This is a genomic window from Amycolatopsis sp. NPDC114504 (genome assembly GCF_055633595.1).
This window is the reverse complement of sequence record NZ_JBVKDU010000006.1, coordinates 81,286-101,020: the sequence shown is the minus strand read 5'-3', so window position 1 is coordinate 101,020 and position 19,735 is coordinate 81,286. Positions and strand designations below refer to the sequence as shown.

The 19,735-nt window shown below is 66.4% G+C and carries 22 protein-coding genes; 14 read left to right on the top strand and 8 right to left on the bottom strand.

The annotated features are described in order from the left end of the window. Window positions 1-15 precede the first annotated feature (15 nt). The 6 genes from ACZ7PG_RS42185 to ACZ7PG_RS42160 all read left to right on the top strand — a co-directional run bounded on the left by ACZ7PG_RS42185 (window position 16) and on the right by ACZ7PG_RS42160 (window position 5,481). On the top strand, window positions 16-681 hold the full coding sequence (locus ACZ7PG_RS42185; protein ID WP_470244826.1) for a hypothetical protein: 666 nt from the start codon (window positions 16-18) through the stop codon (window positions 679-681). 232 nt (window positions 682-913) lie between these two features. Next, window positions 914-1,555 (top strand): class I SAM-dependent methyltransferase, encoded by a 642-nt coding sequence (locus tag ACZ7PG_RS42180; RefSeq protein WP_470244825.1) that lies wholly within the window; start codon window positions 914-916, stop codon window positions 1,553-1,555. Window positions 1,556-1,628: 73 nt separating this feature from the next. Next, window positions 1,629-2,417, top strand: a complete 789-nt coding sequence (locus tag ACZ7PG_RS42175; protein ID WP_470244824.1) for an SIR2 family NAD-dependent protein deacylase — start codon at window positions 1,629-1,631, stop codon at window positions 2,415-2,417. Continuing rightward, window positions 2,410-3,054 carry a non-canonical purine NTP pyrophosphatase gene (locus ACZ7PG_RS42170; RefSeq protein ID WP_470244823.1) on the top strand — a complete coding sequence of 215 codons (645 nt, stop codon included), beginning with the start codon at window positions 2,410-2,412 and terminating at the stop codon, window positions 3,052-3,054. Before ACZ7PG_RS42175 ends, ACZ7PG_RS42170 begins: the two co-directional genes overlap by 8 nt. Before the next feature lie 20 nt (window positions 3,055-3,074). Continuing rightward, complete coding sequence (locus ACZ7PG_RS42165; RefSeq protein ID WP_470244822.1) at window positions 3,075-3,947, top strand: DNA adenine methylase; 873 nt, start codon at window positions 3,075-3,077, stop codon at window positions 3,945-3,947. A gap of 1 nt (window position 3,948) precedes the next feature. Next, window positions 3,949-5,481 (top strand): hypothetical protein, encoded by a 1,533-nt coding sequence (locus ACZ7PG_RS42160; RefSeq protein WP_470244821.1) that lies wholly within the window; start codon window positions 3,949-3,951, stop codon window positions 5,479-5,481. An 87-nt stretch (window positions 5,482-5,568) separates the two neighbouring features. Here ACZ7PG_RS42160 and ACZ7PG_RS42155 read toward each other — a convergent pair whose 3' ends face one another. Both ACZ7PG_RS42155 and ACZ7PG_RS42150 read right to left on the bottom strand, forming a co-directional pair. Further along, a complete protein-coding gene (locus tag ACZ7PG_RS42155) occupies window positions 5,569-7,683 on the bottom strand; it encodes a bifunctional lysylphosphatidylglycerol flippase/synthetase MprF (RefSeq protein WP_470244820.1) in 2,115 nt (704 codons plus the stop codon). 111 nt (window positions 7,684-7,794) lie between these two features. Continuing rightward, the gene (locus ACZ7PG_RS42150; RefSeq protein ID WP_470244819.1) at window positions 7,795-8,490 is read right to left on the bottom strand and encodes a haloacid dehalogenase-like hydrolase; all 696 of its coding nucleotides are present in this window, start codon (window positions 8,488-8,490) and stop codon (window positions 7,795-7,797) included. 105 nt (window positions 8,491-8,595) lie between these two features. Between ACZ7PG_RS42150 and ACZ7PG_RS42145 the strand changes: the two genes are divergently transcribed. After that, on the top strand, window positions 8,596-9,600 hold the full coding sequence (locus ACZ7PG_RS42145; protein WP_470244818.1) for a YhgE/Pip domain-containing protein: 1,005 nt from the start codon (window positions 8,596-8,598) through the stop codon (window positions 9,598-9,600). On the opposite strand, the gene ACZ7PG_RS42140 is transcribed toward ACZ7PG_RS42145, so the two are convergent. The 3 genes from ACZ7PG_RS42140 to ACZ7PG_RS42130 all read right to left on the bottom strand — a co-directional run bounded on the left by ACZ7PG_RS42140 (window position 9,538) and on the right by ACZ7PG_RS42130 (window position 12,043). After that, complete coding sequence (locus ACZ7PG_RS42140; protein WP_364380539.1) at window positions 9,538-9,948, bottom strand: secondary thiamine-phosphate synthase enzyme YjbQ; 411 nt, start codon at window positions 9,946-9,948, stop codon at window positions 9,538-9,540. The genes ACZ7PG_RS42145 and ACZ7PG_RS42140 overlap by 63 nt on opposite strands. Before the next feature lie 87 nt (window positions 9,949-10,035). After that, complete coding sequence (locus tag ACZ7PG_RS42135; protein ID WP_470244817.1) at window positions 10,036-10,680, bottom strand: response regulator transcription factor; 645 nt, start codon at window positions 10,678-10,680, stop codon at window positions 10,036-10,038. 55 nt (window positions 10,681-10,735) lie between these two features. After that, entirely contained in the window at window positions 10,736-12,043 is a 1,308-nt protein-coding gene (locus tag ACZ7PG_RS42130; RefSeq protein ID WP_470245679.1) for a sensor histidine kinase, read from the bottom strand. An 86-nt stretch (window positions 12,044-12,129) separates the two neighbouring features. Here ACZ7PG_RS42130 and ACZ7PG_RS42125 point away from each other — a divergent pair, with 86 nt between their 5' ends. Beyond that, on the top strand, window positions 12,130-12,477 hold the full coding sequence (locus tag ACZ7PG_RS42125) for a hypothetical protein (protein WP_470244816.1): 348 nt from the start codon (window positions 12,130-12,132) through the stop codon (window positions 12,475-12,477). Then, the gene (locus ACZ7PG_RS42120; protein ID WP_470244815.1) at window positions 12,474-12,854 is read left to right on the top strand and encodes a hypothetical protein; all 381 of its coding nucleotides are present in this window, start codon (window positions 12,474-12,476) and stop codon (window positions 12,852-12,854) included. The genes ACZ7PG_RS42125 and ACZ7PG_RS42120 overlap by 4 nt, the downstream gene beginning before the upstream one ends. Window positions 12,855-12,889: 35 nt before the next feature. Here the strand turns inward: ACZ7PG_RS42120 and ACZ7PG_RS42115 are convergent, their stop codons facing one another. The 3 genes from ACZ7PG_RS42115 to ACZ7PG_RS42105 are packed head-to-tail and all read right to left on the bottom strand — an operon-like array spanning window position 12,890 to window position 15,285. Next, complete coding sequence (locus ACZ7PG_RS42115) at window positions 12,890-13,090, bottom strand: hypothetical protein (protein WP_470244814.1); 201 nt, start codon at window positions 13,088-13,090, stop codon at window positions 12,890-12,892. Between the two features lie 7 nt (window positions 13,091-13,097). Beyond that, window positions 13,098-14,207 carry a fatty acid desaturase family protein gene (locus tag ACZ7PG_RS42110; protein ID WP_470244813.1) on the bottom strand — a complete coding sequence of 370 codons (1,110 nt, stop codon included), beginning with the start codon at window positions 14,205-14,207 and terminating at the stop codon, window positions 13,098-13,100. 10 nt (window positions 14,208-14,217) lie between these two features. Beyond that, on the bottom strand, window positions 14,218-15,285 hold the full coding sequence (locus ACZ7PG_RS42105) for a ferredoxin reductase (RefSeq protein WP_470244812.1): 1,068 nt from the start codon (window positions 15,283-15,285) through the stop codon (window positions 14,218-14,220). A 93-nt stretch (window positions 15,286-15,378) separates the two neighbouring features. Here ACZ7PG_RS42105 and ACZ7PG_RS42100 point away from each other — a divergent pair, with 93 nt between their 5' ends. The 5 genes from ACZ7PG_RS42100 (at window position 15,379) to ACZ7PG_RS42080 (ending at window position 19,701) form a co-directional block, all read left to right on the top strand. Beyond that, window positions 15,379-16,041: a TetR family transcriptional regulator gene (locus tag ACZ7PG_RS42100; RefSeq protein ID WP_470244811.1), complete on the top strand. Its 663-nt coding sequence runs from the start codon at window positions 15,379-15,381 to the stop codon at window positions 16,039-16,041. Window positions 16,042-16,164: 123 nt separating this feature from the next. Then, entirely contained in the window at window positions 16,165-17,277 is a 1,113-nt protein-coding gene (locus tag ACZ7PG_RS42095) for a Re/Si-specific NAD(P)(+) transhydrogenase subunit alpha (RefSeq protein WP_470244810.1), read from the top strand. Further along, entirely contained in the window at window positions 17,274-17,588 is a 315-nt protein-coding gene (locus tag ACZ7PG_RS42090) for an NAD(P) transhydrogenase subunit alpha part 2 (protein WP_470244809.1), read from the top strand. Before ACZ7PG_RS42095 ends, ACZ7PG_RS42090 begins: the two co-directional genes overlap by 4 nt. Then, the gene (locus ACZ7PG_RS42085) at window positions 17,585-18,973 is read left to right on the top strand and encodes an NAD(P)(+) transhydrogenase (Re/Si-specific) subunit beta (protein ID WP_470244808.1); all 1,389 of its coding nucleotides are present in this window, start codon (window positions 17,585-17,587) and stop codon (window positions 18,971-18,973) included. Before ACZ7PG_RS42090 ends, ACZ7PG_RS42085 begins: the two co-directional genes overlap by 4 nt. Beyond that, the gene (locus ACZ7PG_RS42080) at window positions 18,970-19,701 is read left to right on the top strand and encodes a lipoate--protein ligase family protein (protein WP_470244807.1); all 732 of its coding nucleotides are present in this window, start codon (window positions 18,970-18,972) and stop codon (window positions 19,699-19,701) included. The genes ACZ7PG_RS42085 and ACZ7PG_RS42080 overlap by 4 nt, the downstream gene beginning before the upstream one ends. The last annotated feature ends 34 nt before the right edge of the window (window positions 19,702-19,735 follow it).

Below are 19,735 nucleotides of genomic sequence, written 5' to 3'. Positions count from 1 at the left end.
CGGCAGGCTGGGCCCATGGACGAACGGCTCGCGCGCATCCGGACCGCCGCGTTCTCCGTGCTCGGCGTCGCCGGGGTCCTGCTGCTCTTCGGGCCGCTGCTGGCGAAGGCCTGGCGCTGGCTCGTCGAGCCGCGGGAGCCGGACTGGTGGGGCGCGGCCGGGCAGTGGGCGGGCGCCGTCGGGACCGTCGCGGCCGTGGCCGTCGCCCTGTGGATCGCCATCCGGGACGGCCGGGTCGCGCGGGCGGACCGGGCGAAGCGGGAGCGGCGCGAGTGGCAGGAGCAGGCCGCGAAGGTCACCGCGTGGATCGAAACCACGGACGCGGGTGAGGTCCACATGATCGTGTCCAACGCCAACTCCGAGGCGGTGCACCACGTCGTCGTCTCGTTCGACCTCGTGCGCAGCCTGCCGATGACCGGGTCCACCCTGCACCGCGGGCCGCGGATCGAACCGGACGAGTACCTCTACGCCGTGCTCCCGCCGGGGAAGTGGCGCATGCCGGTGCGCGACGGGCGGCGGATGGAGCACACCACGCCCGGCGTGATGCTCGCCTTCACCGACTCCCGCAACGGGCACTGGCTCCGGCTGACCGACGGCACCCTGATCGAGAAGACCCAGAACGTCGTCAGCCGCCGGAAGATCCAGTTCCCGCAGCGGATCAGCGTCCCCGAGAGCTACTGACCAGCTTCGCCAGCTCGCGCAGCCGGACGTCCGGCAGGTAGGCCCGGCTCAGCGCCAGCCCGATCCGCACTGCCTCGCCAGAGGTACGGTTGCGTAGGCCGTGATCGGAGCGCGCCCATTCCGCCGCCGATCACCCCGCCCGTAACAACGAAACTAACTGGATATCGGACGCTAAGCCACACTGTTACGACTCAGCGCAAGCGGGCGATGTCCATGTGTGGTAGAACGGCGCATGGGCAGCGATGATGGCGAGCCAAAGTCGTCTCGTAGCGGTGGCTACGACGACGGCTACCGATCGTGTGCACGCTTCTGGCCGCAGTTACCTGCGAGTAGTCTTAGTTGGCTAGCTGAACGTCACTCCCTGGACGGCTTGCGCGTTCTTGATCTTGGCTGCGGAGAGGGCACGAACGCGGCATGGCTGGAAAAGCGATCTTGCGACGTGGTAGCGGTCGACGTATCTGCAGAGGCCATAGCCCATGCTCGCGAGTTCTGGCGGGATGCCAGCATTCAATGGATGGTAAGTGATGTTACCAGCCTGTCGATTGGCTCAAGTGTCTACGATTTGATTATCGCATACGGACTGCTTCATTGCCTGTCTGCTTCCGAAATCGATTCGGCTCTGCAGAAGATTAAAGCCGCAACGCGGCCAGGCGGATTCAACGTCATTGCTTGTTTCAATGATCGAGATCAGGACCTCAGTGGTCACCCAGGATTCGCTCCCGCGCTTCTTGCCCATGATTACTACTTGGATCAGTTTGAATCCTGGGAGATTCTACTGGCCTCCGATTTGACACTCTACGAAGCCCACCCTCACAACAATATCCGGCATCATCATTCGATGACGCGAATCGTTGCCCGGAGGCCAAATGAGTAACCTCCTACCCAAAGATCTCTTGGCGAGATATCGAGAGGGGCGACTCGTTCCGTTCGTTGGAGCAGGGCTCTCTATGGCTGTGTCGTGGGAAGTCGAAGGTAAGCTTAGGCGTGGTCTCTCCTGGTCTGAGCTTGTTGGTCAGGCCGCGAGGATGCTGGGGTTTGACGATCCGCAGCTTCTTCGTGTGAGAGGAGATGATCTGCAGATTCTCGAATACTATAGGCTTAAGAAGCATAATGAGTTCGCTGACTTGCGAAATTGGTTCTATTCAGAACTTAGAGCCCCAGATGACGCCCTTACTTCGTCGCCAATTTTCACCGGCTTGGCAAAATTGACTAGATGTAACCTGTTCTACACAACCAACTACGACGATTTTCTAGAGCGCAGTCTAAATTTAAATAATCGACCTTGTCACACCGTCGCCGTTGAGGCGCATATTGCAGATCTGCTCAAGAGTCGAACTAAAGGAGAAGTTGCGAGCGCCACTGAAGTCGTGAAATTCCATGGAGATTTGTCTAATCCATCGAGGATGGTGCTATCCGAGTCTGACTATGAACGTAGGCTGAGGTTTGCCGAGGTAGAGGATCAGCGTCTGCGGTCCGATATGCTCGGTCGCGCTCTTTTGTTTCTGGGATATAGCTTTCGCGACTGGAACGTATCCTATCTATTTCGTCTGGTCAATGAACAGTTCGGCGACCTCCCCAGTGCGCCAACGGGTCGACGTGCATATATCGCTGTCTCTGACCCCTCCGACTTCGAATATGAACTCTTCCGGGCGCGCAACATTGAGGTAGTCCCCATAAGGACCTCCAATCGAACTCAAGATATATCACAAATTCTTGAGGAGTTGGCAGATGCCTAAAACCCTTGTTACATATGTGACATCCAGTTCGTATAAAAAAGAGGAGAATGACGAATTTCGTTCGTCAATGTTGCTCGGAGACGGTACGCCTGTCGATAACATTTTCGATTTTGATATCACGGAGGTGGCTATTCGTGAAACGCTTGAGGTTGATATAAGCGTCATGGTTGCAGAAGAGGTGAAGTCGGCATATGCGCGACTGAAAATTCCGTGCATTGTCGAGCACGCTGGGTTGATTTTCGACGACTACCGCGACCATGGTTATCCTGGTGGACTTACGAAGCCGATGTGGAATACGCTAGCCGGCGCTTTTGTGCAAGAGACGCACTCTGCAAACCGTCGTTCGGTCGCTCGGGCGGTAGTTGCATACTGCGATGGAAAGTCGGTGAAGACATTCGTAGGTGAGACACCTGGAACTATCAGCAGTGAGCCACGGGGTAGTCGCAAATTCTATTGGGATACGGTTTTCATACCAGACGATCAAAACCCAGATCGTCTTACGTACGCACAAATTGTCGACAATGCAGAGTTGGGGCTGAAGTATAAAATCAGAATTTCTCAATCCTCCAAGGCAATGCTTTCGTTCCTTGAGTGGCGGAGGGCTAATGAGCCCGATCTCTGGAACGTTACTTACTAAAGTATGAAAGTATCAGGGCGATGAAGCCGCTAACGAAGTGGGCGGGAGGAAAGCAGTGGCTTGCTCCTGTGTTAAGCAAGCTATTTTCTGTGCGCGAACACGGGCGCCTTATTGAGCCATTTGCGAGAGGTGCGTCGCTGTTCTTTTTCCTGGAGTCACATCATGCGATTCTAGGTGAAACTAATACGGACCTAGTGACCACTTATGAGACGTTAGTGCATAATGCTGCTGAGGTTAGTGTGAGACTTCAAAGTCTCATGATCTGTCCGGACACTTTCTATTCGCTGCGAGCGGATAATCCGATGGATCCGATTGATAGAGCTTGTCGGATGATATATTTAAATCGAACCGCTTTTGGTGGCATTTGGCGCGTTAATCAAAGTAGAAAATTCAATGTGCCGTTTGGTTGTAAGCCTGAGACTAGGCTTCCGGGGTACGAGTCACTTGCTGAATATGGTCGAATTTTGCGCAACGCGAAAATTGAGTTCGGCGACTTCGAGTTGACTCTGGGGGGAGTCGAGAAGAACGACTTCGTTTATTGTGATCCACCGTATACCGTGGCCCACAATAATAATGGATTTGTTTGCTACAATGAGCGGATATTTTCCTGGCAGGATCAGTGTTGCCTGGCTGAACTCTGCAACGAACTTGCGCAAAAAAGAGTTAGCGTCGTCTCGAATGCGGCGCATCCTGACGTTATTAGTTTATATGACAAGGGCTCATTTCGAGGCTACTCTCTCGCTAGACCTTCGAACCTCGCGGCGAAATCTGAGTTCAGAAGCCGGCGGGATGAACTTCTTTTAGTCTCAAGGTCGTTGGGCAAGGTTAGTCTGATTGAGGATTGTATCAGGCGCCCCGCTCATCCGCCTTCGCGGCTGCGGATGAGGACTTAGAATGTACAAAAGTCAGTTTCTTCGAGTTGCGGAGCAGGCGCTTCGGAATATCGGTCGGCCGCTATCGGCTCGTGAAATGTATGCATACGGTCGCGATAATGGCTTATTCTCCGACTCTCTAAATGGACGTTCGCCGGTTCAAACGATGAAGTCTAAATTGAGTGTTCATATTAGACGGCTGGGACGATCTTCGAATTTCGTGAGGACTGCTCCGGGCAAGTTTTACTTACGAGAACTTCTCGATACTGGAGTCGATCCTTATGAAAGTAAGCCGTGGAAGCCACCGCCTTCGCGCGAGGTTGTGACGGTATTTCATAATTCTGAACTGGACGGTTTCGGCAGGTTTCAAGGTATCAGGCAAGATTACTTAAGAACCTACAATGGCTTGTTTGGGGCGGGCGTTTGTCAATCTATGGATCGCTCAGAAGCTGAAACAAATAACGAATATAAGCAGGTTTTGACATATATTCTGGTGCGAAGAGGTACACGTTACCTATGTTACGAGCGTGGTACCTATAATCGCACTGAGGATATGCTCAGAGGTCTCAGCTGCGTCGGCTTCGGTGGGCATGTTAACGCTGAGGACTTCGATCTATTCGCGGGGGATGATGTCGGGATTTTCCGTGCTGCAGTCCGCGAACTTGCAGAAGAGTTGACCTTGCCAGAAGTGGACAAGGAACGGCTTGCCAGAGGGGAAGGTTTGCAGGTAGTTGGACTTTTGAATGATGATTCTTCGCCAGTCGGCCGTCGGCACTTTGCTGTACTGCTGCGATATGATGTCTCAGACGACGCTGGGTGGGATTCCCCATCTAAGGGCGAGAAGTCAATAAACAAGTTGCGTTGGGTCGGTGCTCCAGGAGAGAAGGTGAGCCTTGAGCGGTTTGAGTATTGGTCTCAGCTTGCCTTGCGCGCATTTGCGCCACGTGTCGTTCGAGCGCACCCGAGTAAGGTAATCGTTCGAAGGGATGCGTTCAAAGAGCCGCACGTGATGTGTGTTGTTGGCCCAATCGGTAGCGGCAAAACGGAGGCGGTGCACCTGATAAAAGATGAGTTTGATTATTTCGAGCTTAATAGCGGTAAAATTCTTGCATCGCTGCTTGGTGTTCCTCCTGTTCCTGAGACGCCGCGACAGGCATTTCAAGAACTAGCATTGTCCTTTATTTCGCATCCGAGCGGACCAAGGACGTTGTCGGCGGCTATCGCCGAGAAGATTTCTCGAGCGCCTTCGTCGAGAATTATTCTCGACGGGTTGAGGCATCGTAGTACCTTAAATCAACTCCGGGAAGATATTTCTATTCGCGTTAATGTGGTGTACATTTACACCCCTCCTGATGTCGCTTTTAAGCAATACAAGGCACGAGAGGATCCTTCGATCGATTTCCTCAGCTTTGCCGAAGTTTGGGAATCTTCGGTGGAGGCCGATATTTCAACTCTCCTCAGTGAGGCTGATGCGGTCATTTACAATTGGGGTCGTGGCATTGAGAACTATATTTCAATGGTGCATGAATTCATGTGCGAGATTGTGCCGAAATGAGTCAATTAGGGGGCTCATTGACGATTTCGGTCGTGATCCTATCTCGTGATTTAGTGAGCCCTTTGTGTTTGAGCGGGAGCCGTTACTTCACCGCTTTCGAGCCAGCTTCGCCAGCTCGCGCAGCCGGACGTCCGGCAGGTAGGCCCGGCTCAGCGCCAGCCCGATCCGCGGCAGGTCCGCCTCGTCGCGGTAAGCGAGGTACAGCGGCACGTGCCGGGGCTGGAACTTCGCCTTGAACGCGTGCAGGGAACGGAATCCGTAGTACGGCTCCATGACCCGGCCCAGCGACTCCAGCGCCCGGTCGACCGTGCGGGCCGGGCCGTCGTCGCCGCTGCGGGCCAGCGGGGCGCCCGACAGTGAGACGAACCGCGCGCCTTCCTCGCGGAACTGCACGCACGCCGACGCGATCAGGAACTCCATCACCGGGCGGAAACCGTGCGGGCTGCGGCGCATGACGTCCAGCGTCCAGCCGCCCACCTTGCCCGCGCCCGTGTGGACCGGCAGCCACGACGTCACGCCGTGGACCGTGCCCTCCGCGTCGACCGCCAGGCCGACCCGCGTCGCCGGGTCCATCGCCTCGTCGAGGCCGCCGAGCGTGAAGCCCATCTCCGGCATGCCCTTGCCCGACATCCACTCCTCCGACAGCGCCCGGACCTGGGCGAGGATGGGTTCCGGCTGGTCGGCCAAGCGGACCAGCCGGAAGTCGATGTCCTGCTTGGCGGCCTTGTTGAGCGCCGAGCGGACGTCCTGCCACGCCTTGCCGCGGAACTCCAGCCCCTCCAGGTCGAGCACGTTGTCCTCGGCGACCTGGACGTGCTGCCAGCCCTGTTCGCGCGTGGCCGCGACCGTCTCTTCCGTCGCCGAGAACACGCACGGCACCAGGCCGGAGTTCTCGCACATCGTGGTGAACTCGGTGACCGTGGCCGCCGCCGTGCCGTCCGGCGCGATCGGGTCGCCCAGCGCGACGGCGACGCCCGCGTGCTCGCGGTAGGCGAGGTAGGACCGGCCGTCCTCGCGGACGAAGTAGGTGTTGCGCGGCCAGGTCGTCATCCACGACAGCGTGCTGCCGCCGTGGCGCCCGAGCAGCGTGCGGGCCAGCGCCACCCCCGGACCCTGCGCGTGCCGCCGGAGCCGCCGCCGGGACGGGACGCGGAACGCGCGCTGCCCGGCGATCAGCACGACCAGCAGGACCGTCCACAGGAGATTGTCCACGAAGAACAGCGGCAGGCCCGTGGTGTCGTAGTCCGCGCCGAAGACGTCGGCCAGCCCGTAGAGCGTGGCGTCGCCGAGGGCCTGCAGGGTGACGAAGACCGACAGCGCGACGGCCCAGCGCCACGCGACGCGGCCGCCCTTGCGCAGCCCGTTGACCATCGGCACGGCGATCAGCACGAGCAACGCCAGCTCCGGCGCCGACAGCGAAACCGCTTCGGTGGAGCCGAACGGGCCTTCGCCGGGCACCAGGAACATCACGATCTCGGCGATGGTGAGCAGCAGCAGGCCGGCGACGGTCAGCAGCCGCCACTCGCGCAGGTTCGGCCCCGCCGACGGCACCCGCCGCGAGCCGACGAGCCGGTTGCCCAGCGGGATCGCCGCCACCAGCGCGAAGAAGTGCACGAGGTCGGCCAGCGTGCCGACGTAGACGATCGCGACCCCGGCGTACACGCAGAGCCCGGCCCGCAGCCGCAGCGCCCACGGCGGCCGCAGCGTCGCGCTGGCGACCGCGACCGCGGCGAGCGCGCCGCCGGAGAACCCGACGTCGAGGCTGCCCGCCATGCGCTCGGCCCACACCCAGCCGGAGTTGCCGCACAGCGCGAGGAACTGCGTCGCGACGAGCACCGAGACGAACTGGCCGCCGATGGTCACGGCCATCGCGCGCCGCGTCCCCAGCTGCCACTCGGCGAAGCCGGCGAAGAGCGCGAAGCTGCCGACCATCGGGAGGTAGTACCAGGGGACGACGGCGAAGAACGGCCCGGTGAGCATGGTCCACCACCGGCCGGTCTCCAGCGACGGCAGTCCGTAGGCGATGAACGGGTAGGCCGCGCGGTCTTCGGCGGCGTTCCAGAGCGCCCCGGTCGCGACGGCCAGGACGAGCATCGCGACCACGACACTGCTGGTGAACGGCAGGCGCTGCCTGAGCACCGCGACCGTGCCGCGGATGCGTCCCCCTCCGGCGGGCCCGGCCGCCGACGCTGCTTCAGTCATGCCCGGAAGTCTGGCGAACCGCCGTCTCCGTCCACATCAGGCGAAGGAAGGAGATTTACCCCTAAGGGGTCCTCCCTTCGAATGAGGGACATCCCCACCCGAGGACGACTTTCAGCCGAACACGGCGGTCCGCACGGCGTCGGTGTCGGCCAGGTCCGGCAGCACGATCCGCGCGCCGGCCGCCCGCAGCTCATCGGCGCTGTAGAGCCCGGTCGCCACCGCGATCGGGAGCGCGCCGTGGGCGAGCGCGGCTTTGACGTCGTTGGGGGTGTCGCCCACGATGACGATCTCGTCGGCGCCGAACGGCGTGCCGTGCTTGGCCGCCGCCAGCGCCACCGCGTGCGGGACCAGGTCGGGCCGGTGCACCGAGAGCGTGCCGTAGCCGCCGATGTCCAGGTCGAGGTGCTCGTCCAGGCCGAACGCGACGAGCTTGTGCCGCGAGATCTCCGGCAGGTTGCCGGTCACGAGCGACTGGACGACACCCTCGTCCCCGGCGAACGCGGTCAGCGCTTCGGCCGCGCCCGGCAGCGCGCGGGCCTCCACGGGGAAGCGGTGCGCGGCGCGTTCCGACTCCGCCACCAGTGCCTTGAACATCGCCTGGATCGTGTCCGGGGCGGGGTCGAAGCCGTTCGCGGTGAGCAGCTCGGTGGTGGTCGCCAGTTCGGTGCGGCCGCCGAACACCGGGTCGACCCGCAGGGTCGCGCCGGTCGCGGCGGTGAACGCGGCCGCGTACCAGGTCGCGCCCAGCCGGGCGAAGTCCACCAGCGTGTGGTCGATGTCCCAGAGCAGCAGCCGCTTCTTCGTCACGGGACCGAGGCTACCGGCGGTGCTATTCAACACGCGTTGACTTTCTGGGGACGCGGTCGTACCTTGGCTATTAATTCAACAAGCGACGAATAACTGGAGGTTGTCATGACCGCTCCCGTCCGGCGCCCCGCCGGGGCGCTCGCCCTGGTCGCCGCCGTGGCCGGCGCGCTGGTGGCCGTGGTGCTCGGGTTCCTCACGTTCGGCGCGCAGGCCACGGCCGCGCCGGACGGCGTCCCGGTCGCGGTCGCGGGCCCGCCCGAGGTCGCCCAGCGCATCGCGGCGCACGGCGGTGGCCCGCTCGAGTGGACCGTCGCGTCCCCGGCCGACGCGCGGCAGCTGCTGGAGGACAAGAAGGTCTACGGCGTGCTCGAAATCGGACCCGGGCCGTCCGCGACCGTCGTGACGTCGGGGGCGGTCAACCCGGCCGGGACCCAGGTCGCGCAGCAGGCCCTGACCGGAGCGGCGTCGGCGCTGGCCGGCGCCCCGAAGCAGGAGGTGCTGCACCCGGTGACCGTCGCGGGCCGGACCGCGCCGCTGGCCGCGTCCGCGCTGGCCTGGATCGGTGCGCTCGTCGCCGGGCTCGCCCTGACTCAGCTGGCCAAGCGCACCGGCCGCACGGTCGGCGCCGGCGCGCGGTTCCTGCAGGTCGTCGGGGCCGGGGTGCTCGTGACGGCGGTGGTGGCCGGGTTCTTCGCGCTGTGGGACGCGGCGCTGCCGCTCGACGTCGGCGTCCTGGGGTTCGTCTTCCTCGCCGCGACGGCGTTCGCGGCCCTGCAGGCGGGACTGCTGCGCCTGCTCGGGCTGCGCGCGATGGCCGTACTCGGCCCGCTCTACCTGGTCGCGCCCGCGGTCGCCGGGCAGGTGCCGGAGCTGCTGAACCCGGCCTACCGCACGCTGCTGTGGTCGTGGACGCCGTTCCGCTTCTCGACCGAAGGCCTGCGAAGCCTGCTTCAGGGCGTGCCGGGGGCGCCCGACGTCACGACCGGCGTCTGGGTGCTCGGCGCGCTGCTGGCGGCGGGTCTCCTGCTGGCGCTGTGGCCCGGCCGGTCAGCCCGCGAGGAGGCTGAACCGCACCTTCCGGACCGGGTTGTCGAGGTTGGTGTCCACTAGGCAGATCGACTGCCAGGTCCCCAGCGCGAGGACGCCGCCGAGCACCGGGATCGTCGCGTAGGGCGGCACCAGCGCCGGGAGCACGTGGTCACGGCCGTGACCCGGGCTCCCGTGCCGGTGCCGCCAGCGGCCGTCGCGGGGGAGCAGGGCGTCGAGCGCGGTCAGCAGGTCCTCGTCGCTGCCGGCACCGGTCTCGAGGATCGCCAGCCCGGCGGTGGCGTGCGGGACCCAGACGTGCAGCAGCCCGTCCGCCGCGTCCGCGTCGCGCAGGAACGACTCGGCCTCGTGGGTGAGGTCGTGGACGATGGCTTCGGAGCCGGTCCGGACCTCGATCTCGGTGGAGTACATGCGCCCCAGCCTAGGGAGCGCTCGAACCGGCGGCCACCACGAGCGTCCCGGCGGTCATCACGACCGCGTCGTCGACGGGTTGCCGGCTCAGGAATCCAGGTAGCGCAACACCGCCAGCACCCGGCGGTTGTCCCCTTCGGACGGTGGCAGGCCGAGCTTGCCGAAGATCGACGTCACGTACTTTTCGACCGAGCCGGCCGAGAGGAACAGCTCCGCCGCGATCGCGGAGTTCGACCGGCCTTCCGCCATCAGGCCCAGGACCTCCCGCTCCCGCGGCGTGAGCCCGCCGAGCGCGTCGGTCCGGCGCGTCGCCGAGAACAGCTGGCTGACGACCTCGGGGTCGAGCACCGTCTCCCCGTCCGCGACGCGGCGCAGCGCGTCGAGGAAGTCCGACACCTCGGCGACGCGGTCCTTGAGCAGGTAGCCGACCCCGCCTGCGCGGTCGGCCAGCAGCTCGGCGGCGTACTTGGTCTCGACGTACTGCGAGAACAGCAGGACCGCGCGCCCCGGCGATTCCCGGCGCAGCGAGATCGCTGCCCGCAGGCCCTCGTCGGTGTGCGTCGGCGGCATCCGGATGTCCACAATGGACACATCGGGAGTGTGCTCCTCGACGGCGGACCGCAGCGCGTCGCCGTCCTTCACCGCGGCGACGACCTCGTGGCCGCGGAAGGTCAGCAGCTCGACGAGACCCTGGCGCAGGATGGTGGAGTCCTCCGCGATGACGATCCGCATGCGGGCGAGCCTATCGGGACGGCGGCACCCGCGCGGTCACTTCGGCCGGTCGCGCCTAGCGGGGGAGTGGTACCCGCGCGGTCACTTCGGTCGGCCCGCCCGGCGGGCTCGCGACGGTCAGCTCGCCGTCGACCGTCCGCAGGCGTTCGGCGACCCCGGCCAGCCCACCGCCCGGGACGAGCCGGGCGCCGCCCGGGCCGCGGTCGCGCACCCGCAGCCACAGGACGTCGCGCTCTTCGGTGACTTCGACGTACGTCGTCGTCCCGCTGTGTTTCGCGGCGTTCGTGAGCAGCTCGGCGGCGCTGAAGTAGACGATCGTCTCCAGCGACGGCGGTGGCCGGCGCGGCAGGTCGACGGCGACCCGCGCGTCCATCCCGGACGTCGCGACCAGGGTGGCCAGCGCGACGTCGAGCCCGGCGTCGAGGGCGGCGGGGTGGATGCCGCGGGCGAGGTCGCGCAGCTCGGTCAGCGCCTGCTTCGCGTTGGTGTGTGCGGCGGTGACCAGCTGCTTGACCTGGGGAAGGTCGACGTCTTCGAGCTCGTCCTTGGCCAGCCCGAGCTTCATGGCGAGCGCGACGAGCTGGGCCTGCGCACCGTCGTGCAGGTCGCGCTCGATCCGCCGCAGCCGCAGGGCGGAGTCCTCGACCGCCGTCGCGCGGCTCGCTTCGAGGTCCCGGACGCGTTCGGAGAGCACCCGCGTGCCGAGCAGGCCGACGACCATCAGCCGGTCGAGCGCGACGAAGGCGTGCGTCACCCACGGGAGCGCCACGAGCACCAGCAGCCCCGACGCCGACCACGCGAGCGCACCGGCCCAGTTCGCGGCCTGGATGTCGAACACGTCCAGGCGTTCCGCGCCGAGCGGCCACCAGAGGAAGGCGAAGGGGGTCGCGGCCACGGCGTAGACCGTGGCGGAGGCCATGGTGATCATCCCGGCGAAGCTCAGGGGCAGCCGCAGCAGCAGGTAGCCGGCGGTCCGCCAGCCGGCGGGATCGCCGACGCGGGCCCGGACCCAGGCCCACAGCCCGGGCTTGAGCTCGGGCCGCCGAGGGGCGGGCACACTCACACCGAGCAGCGCTTTGGCGAGCCCGCGGTGCAGCGCACCGAGGCCGCGCACGTAGGAGATGGCACCGGCGAGCACGAGGAAGCCGAGCAGCACGGGCGTCAGCCCGAGCCCGAACGCGAGCACGAAGAGGAAGCTGAGCAGCGAGAAGAAGGTCAGCGGGCCGGAGAGCCAGAGCCAGAGGTACTCGGCCCAGAAGTCCCGCGCGCCGAGGGGCCCGAAGACGCGGCGCAGCGAGCGGGGGCGAGGGACGTCGAGGCTGGTCACGGATTCAGTTTCGCCTGGTCCGGGCCCGCTGCCCATCCGGTTTTCCCCCGGGGCCGGCCCCGGAACGCCCCCGGTGTCCATGACCGTTACCTCCGCTGGGCTTCGACGAAGCGCGTCCAGGCGTGCGGTTCGCGTTCGGCCCGGACGAAGGTGCCGCGGTTCTGGCGGAGCTCGGCGAGACCGGCCGGCGGCACCACGGCTACTACCAGTGGGCCGATCTGGGATTCGCGGTGGTTTACGGGGCGACCTTGTCCGGTGGGCTTTTCGCGTTGTCCGGGAGAAGGAGCCTCGCGGTGATGCCGGTGATCGGGGCTTTCGCCGACTTCGCGGAGGACTTCGGCGTTCTCGCCGCACTCCAAGAGTTCCCGGCACCCGCACGAGGGGCGCTGGCGATCGCCGGGACGTCCGGGGTGGTGAAGCACCTTTGCTTCTGGCCGCGGCCATCGGGGCCGGCGTTTGGACCATCGTGAAGTGGCCGCGCGCCAGGACGAACGGTGTCACCAAGGCGGTGCAGGTCACCACGCTGGTTCTGGTGGCCGGGGCGGCGTTCTGGGCTTACGCGTTCCCCGTGCACTTCGGTGCGCACGGGCACTTGGCCGCCGCCGGTGCGCTGTTCGCCGGGATCGTCGCGGTGGTGGGCTGGAACTACAGGGCCACCAGTCGCGGCCGGTACGGCGTGATCTTCTGGACCATGATGGGGACCCTGGCCGGGTGGCCGGCCGTCCGCCTGTCCGTCCCCTCGCCCTACTGGACGCTCGCGGTGGAGGCGGCGTTGATCGCCGAGTTCGCCTGGTTCCGGATTTGGCAGACGAAGGACCTGGAGGGACGGCCCAACCCGGCGGCGTGATGGCCACCTCGCGAGATAGCCATCACCGCCGAGACCTACGGCCTGTCCGGGTCGTCCTCCCGGGCCTTCTGCGCGGCTTCGCGCATCTCGATGACGTCCGTCAGCCAGTCGCCCGTCTCGCGGGCGATGTCGCGGACCGCGCCCGTGATGATCGACGCTATGTTGCCGACGTGCGTCGCGGCCGATTCGGTGATCACCTGCAGGGTGTCCTTCTCGCGTTCGAACTGGCCCACCATGTCACCCTCACGCTGCTCGGAGCTGCCGGTCGGGTTCCACGGTAGTCGGCGACGGCGAACTCTGCGGGAGAGCCAGCTTCACGATCTTCTTCGCCACCGACCAGAGCTGCTTGTGCAGCGGGCCCGTGTGGTACGGCAGCCCGTACTTCTCGCAGATCGCGCGCACCTCGCCGGCGATCTCCGGGTAGCGGCGGGCCGGGATGTCCGGGAACAGGTGGTGCTCGATCTGGTGCGACAGGTTCCCGCTCATGATGTGGAACAGCGGGCCGCCGGTGATGTTCGCCGAGCCCAGGATCTGCCGCAGGTACCACTGGCCCCTCGACTCCGACGCCGTCTCGGCCTCGGTGAAGCTCTCGACGTCGGCGGGGAAGTGGCCGCAGAAGATGATCGAGAACGACCACAGGTTGCGGACCAGGTTCGCGGTCGCGTTCCCGGCGAAGGTCAGCGGCGCCAGCGGGCCGGTCAGCAGCGGGAACAGCAGGTAGTCCTTGCCGACCTGCCGGGACGCCTTCTTGACCATCTTGCGGACGACCTCGGTGGTGTCCGACCACTTGCGCTCGCCCTTGACGATCCGGTCGAACTCCAGGTCGTGCAGCATCACGCCCCACTGGAAGAACAGCGCCAGCAGCGTCGCGTACACCGGGTTGCCCAGGTAGTACGGGTGCCACTTCTGGGCGGTGTCCATCCGCAGGACGCCGTAACCGATGTCGCGGTCCTTGTCGAGGATGTTCGTGTACGTGTGGTGGATGTAGTTGTGCGAGTGCCGCCAGTTCTCGGCCGGCGCCACGTTGTCCCACTCGAAGCGCTGCGAGCTCAGCGCCGGGTCGCGCGTCCAGTCGTACTGGCCGTGCATGACGTTGTGGCCGATCTCCATGTTGTCGAGGATCTTGGCCACCGACAGCGCGCCGACGCCGGCGACCCACGCGGGTGGGAAGAACCCGGCGAACAGCAGCGCCCGCCCGGCGACCTCCAGGCCGCGCTGCGTCTTGATGATGTTGTGGATGTAGTCGACGTCTTCCTGGCCGAGCGAGTCGACGGTCCGCCGGCGCAGCGCGTCGAGCTCGCGGCCGAACTCCTCGACCTGTTCCGGGGTCAGGCGGTCCTGCAGGCCGGTCATGGCAGTCTCCCTACGCGTCGATCTCGACGTCCCCGACCGGGACGGAGATGCAGAGCTGGATTTCTTCGTCTTCTTCGCCGGAGATCTCGCCCGTCTTGGCGTTGCGGACGCGGCCGGCGGTCTTGAGCTGGGTGCAGGAGAAGCAGATGCCCATCCGGCAGCCGTGTTCCGGCGACAGGCCCGCTTCCTCGGCCTGCTCCAGCAACGGCTTCCCCGAGTTGGTGCACTCCCGCCCGCTGCGCTTGAACCGGACCTGGCCCTCGGCGTTCGCCGTGTCGAAGGTCAGCGCCGGCGGGGTGAACTCTTCGGTGTGCGCACGTTCACCCAACTCCGCGCGCACGGCGTCCATCAGCGGCTTCGGGCCGCAGACGAACGCTTCGGCGTCGCGGTACCAGGGCGCCACCTGCGCCAGGTGCTCCGGCGAGAAGAACCCGCGCAGGTCGCCGCCCTTGGTGTGGGTGTAGGCGTGCACCACCTTCAGCCCGGGGTGCCGGGCGGCGAGCTCGGCCAGTTCGGTGCGGTAGAGCGCGTCGGCCGGGCCGTTCGAGTAGTGCAGGAACACGATCTCGCCGGCGTGGCCTTCGTCGGCCAGCGTGCGGGCCATGGCGAGCACCGGGGTGACACCGCTGCCGCCGCTGATCAGCAGCACGCGGTCCGGGCGGGTGGCGGGCAGCGTGAACGTGCCGTCCGGAGTGGACAGACCGACCACCGAGCCGGCGCCGAGCGCGCGGTTGAGGTGCCCGGAGACCAGGCCCTGCTCCTTGACGGTGAACTCGAGCTCGCCGTCGTACTGCGAACCGCACGGCGAATAGCAGCGGGTGCGCCGGACGCCGTCGATCTCCACCTGCAGGCGGACGTACTGCCCGGCGGTGAAGCCGGGCCACGCGCGGCTGGGCTTGACGGTGACGGTCACGCTGTCCGGCGTCTGCTTGCGCACCGCCGTGACCAGGCCGCGGATCTCGCGGCGCACCAGCATCGGGTCGACGAGCTCCAGGTAGCGGTCCATCCCGTGCGGGGTCAGCAGCGCCTCGGCCAGCGAGGCGAGGCTGCGCACCCTCCGGGGGATGAGCGCCGTCATCGGAGACCTCCTCGATTACAGTGAACGACTGTACACTCAACAGTGCACTGCAGGAGTGGACTGCCTGTCAACGCGGAACGCGGAGGATGTGACGTGAGCAACGCGGTGGACATCCGTACGCTGATAGACGTGTCCGAAGACTCGCTGACGCCGGTGAGCCGGCAAGAGCGCAAACAGCGCACGCGCCAGGCGCTGCTGGACACCGCCCTCGACCTGCTGGCCGACCGTCCGTTCGCGACGCTCTCCCTGCGCGAGGTCGCGAAGGGCGCGGGCTTGGTGCCGACGGCGTTCTACCGGCACTTCGCCTCGATGGAGGAGCTCGGCGTCGCGCTCGTCGAAGAAGCGACGCGCACGCTGCGCGGCATGATGCGGTCGGCGCGCACCGATCCCGACACCTACCGCGGCATGATCAGCGCGTCGGTGGCCACGGTCCACCAGTTCGTCCGGGCGAACGAGGACCACTTCCGGTTCCTGACGCGCGAACGCTACGGCGGCGGCCCGCTCGCCCGGTCCATCGCCGTCGAACTGCGGATGTTCTCCGGCGACCTCGCGATCGACCTCGCCCGGTTCGCCCCGTTGCGCGCGTGGAGCACCGAAGACCTGCACATGCTGGCGGACCTGATCGTCGCCGCGATGATCACGACCACCGTCGAGCTGCTGGAAGCACGACCGGGTGAAGACGCGAAAATCACCGCGACGGCGGAAAAACGCCTGCGCCTGATCCTGCTCGGCATCCCCCAGTGGAAAACGAGCTGAACGCTCCTCCCGCGGCGCTCGTATCTTCTGGCACAACCCCGGGACTTGCGACCGATGTCGCTGGGGAGTGTCGGTCCGGCGTGGTACAACCCACGGATCGTGCCTCGCCGATGAGGAGGTCGTGTGGCGGACAGCGAACAGAGTCAGCAGCTCACCGTGGGTGTGGTGACCGAGTCACGCCCCGGGGAGCGCCGGGTCGCGATGGTGCCCAAACTGGTCGGGCGGCTCGCGCGACGCGGATTGCGCGTCCTGGTCGAACCGGGCGCCGGGTCCCGCGCGCACCTGAGTGACGACGCGTACACCCAGGCGGGCGCCGAGCTCGGCGACGCGTGGAGCGCCGACATCGTCGTGAAGGTGAACCCACCCGCGCCGGACGAGGTCGCGAAGCTGGCCAGAGGCACCGTCCTCCTCGGGTTCCTCGACCCGCGCGGCAACCCGGACGGGCTCGCGAAGCTCGAAGAAGCGGGCTTGCGGGCGTTCGCGATGGAGGCGGTCCCGCGGATCTCCCGGGCGCAGGCGATGGACGCGCTGTCGTCGCAGGCCAGCATCGGCGGCTACCGCGCGGTGCTGCTCGCGGCGCAGAAGCTGCCCCGCTTCTTCCCGATGCTCACCACCGCGGCGGGCACCGTGCCGCCGGCGAAGGTGCTGGTGCTCGGCGCCGGCGTCGCCGGTCTGCAGGCGCTGGCCACGGCGAAGCGGCTCGGCGCGCAGACCACCGGGTACGACGTCCGGCCCGAGGTCGGCGAGCAGGTCAAGTCGCTCGGCGCGCAGTTCCTGGACCTCGGCATCGAGGCGGTCGGCGAAGGCGGGTACGCCCGCGAGCTGACGTCGGAAGAGCGCGAGGAGCAGCAGCGGCGGCTCACCGAGGCGATCACGAGGTTCGACGTCGTCATCACCACGGCCCTGGTGCCGGGCCGCAAGGCGCCGACGCTGGTCACCGCGGACGCCGTCAAGGGCATGCCGGCCGGGTCGGTCGTGGTCGACCTCGCGGGCGAGACCGGCGGCAACTGCGAGCTGACCAAGCCGGGCGAGGACGTCGTGGAGCACGACGTCACCATTTCGTCCCCGCTGAACCTGCCCGCCGAAATGCCTTCGCACGCCAGCGAGCTGTACGCGCGCAACGTCACCGAGCTGCTGGAGCTGCTCGTGACGAAGGAAGGCGCGCTGGAGCTGAACTTCGAAGACGAGATCGTCGCTGGCGCCTGCGTGGCCGGGCGCGAAGGGAGCCCAGCATGAGTCCCCTGGTGCAGAACCTGGCGGTGCTGGTGCTCGCCGGGTTCGTCGGCTTCGCCGTGATCTCCAAGGTGCCCAACACGCTGCACACCCCGCTGATGTCCGGCACCAACGCCATCCACGGCATCGTGCTGCTCGGCGGGCTGGTCGTGCTCGGTCTCGGCGTCGACGGCGTCTTCAACAAGTTCCTGCTGGTGATCGCGATCGCCTTCGGCACGATCAACGTCGTGGGCGGGTTCCTGGTCACCGACCGGATGCTGTCGATGTTCAAGGGCAAGAAGCCCGCTCCCGCCGACGAGGAGGAGCGGAAGTGACCGACTTCGTCGCGATCCTCTACATCGTCGCGTTCGCCCTCTTCATCTACGGCCTGATGGGCCTGACCGGCCCGCGCACCGCGGTCCGCGGCAACTGGATCGCCGCGGCCGGCATGGGCATCGCCGTCATCGCCACCCTGCTCACCCCGGGCATGGGCAACTGGCTGCTCATCGTGCTCGGTGTCGCGATCGGCGCGGTGGTCGGCGTGCCGTCCGCGCGCAAGGTCAAGATGACCGCGATGCCGCAGATGGTGGCCCTGTTCAACGGCGTCGGCGGCGGCGCGGTCGCGCTCATCGCCTGGGTCGAGTTCAACTCCACCGACGGCTACGCGCACGAGCCGGCGTACATCGCCATCGCGTCGCTGTTCGCCGCGATCATCGGGTCGATCTCCTTCTGGGGCTCGAACGTCGCGTTCGGCAAGCTCCAGGAGCTGATCAGCGGCCGCCCGATCACCATGGGCAAGCTGCAGCAGCCGGTCAACGCGCTGCTCCTGCTGGTCGCGCTGGGCTGCGCGGTCGCCATCGTCGCCGGCGGCGACTCCGGCTTCCTGATCGTCGGGCTGCTCGTCGCGGCGGGCATCCTCGGCCTCACCGTCGTGCTGCCGATCGGCGGCGCGGACATGCCGGTGGTGATCTCGCTGCTCAACGCGTTCACCGGGCTCTCGGCCGCCGCGATGGGCCTCGCGCTGGACAACACGGCGCTGATCGTGGCCGGCATGATCGTCGGCGCGTCCGGCTCGATCCTGACCAACCTGATGGCCAAGGCGATGAACCGGTCCATCCCGGCGATCGTCGCGGGCGGCTTCGGCGGCGGGCCGGCGGTCTCGGCCGGCGGCGGCGCGAAGGAAGCTCGTCCGGTGCGCGCGACCAGCGCCGCCGACACCGCGATCCAGATGGCGTACGCGAGCAAGGTCGTCGTGGTGCCGGGTTACGGCATGGCCGTGGCGCAGGCGCAGCACACCGTCCGCGAGATGGCGAAGCTGCTGGAGAAGAAGGGCATCACGGTCGCCTACGCGATCCACCCGGTGGCCGGCCGGATGCCCGGGCACATGAACGTGCTGCTCGCCGAGGCCGACGTGCCGTACGAGCAGCTCAAGGAGATGGACGAGATCAACTCCGAGTTCGCCCAGACCGACGTCGCGCTGGTGATCGGCGCGAACGACGTCACGAACCCGGCCGCGCAGACCGACCCGAGCTCGCCGATCTACGGGATGCCGATCCTCAAGGTCAACGAGAGCCGGTCCGTGATCGTGTTGAAACGCGGGATGGCCTCCGGGTTCGCCGGGATCGACAACGACCTGTTCTACGATCCGAAGACCAGCATGCTCTTCGGGGACGCCAAGTCGTCGGTGGGCGAGATCGTGGAGGAACTCAAAGCGCTATGACGACCGGGTCGGACGTCCGTGCCGCGTTCACGGATCCGGCCGAGAACCTGGCGTTCGACGAAGCGCTCCTCCGGGTCGCGCCCGCGTCACCGGTGCTGTGGCTCTGGCGCAACCCGGTCTGCGTCGTGGTGGGCCGCGGCCAGCGGATCGCCCGCGAAGTGCGGGCCGAGGAGTGCGCCCGGGACGGCGTCCCGGTGCTGCGGCGGGCCAGCGGCGGCGGCACGGTGTTCCACGACCCGGGCAACCTGAACGTGACGCTGGTCCTGCCCGGGCCCACCGACCGGCCGCTGGAGACGCTCGGCAAGGTGATGAGCGCCGCCGTCGACCAGCTCGGGCTGGTGCCGCGGATCGGCGACCGCGGCCTGTTCGTCGAGGACGCGAAGCTCTGCGGGTTCGCGGTGTTCCGCACCAAGGGTGGGCTGCTGGCCCACTCGACGCTGCTGGTCGAGACGTCGGCCGCGCTGGTCGGCCGCTACCTGACCAGCGCCCCGGCGGACCCGCGCCCGCTCGATTCCCACCGCAGTCCCGTGGCGTCGCTGGCCGAGCACGGGCTGCGCCCGGGGTTCCCGTCGGTCGAGGCGGCGGTGCGGGCGGCCGCGTCGCAGTTCCTCGGGACGCTGGTGCCGCGCCCGCCGTCCGCGGCCGAGCTGACGCGGCAGCGGGCGCTGCTGCACACGCGGTACCGGTACCCGCCCTGGCACGCGGACGGCTCCCAGCGCGCGGGCTGACGGGCCGCGAGGATATCCCGCGGCCCGTCAGTCC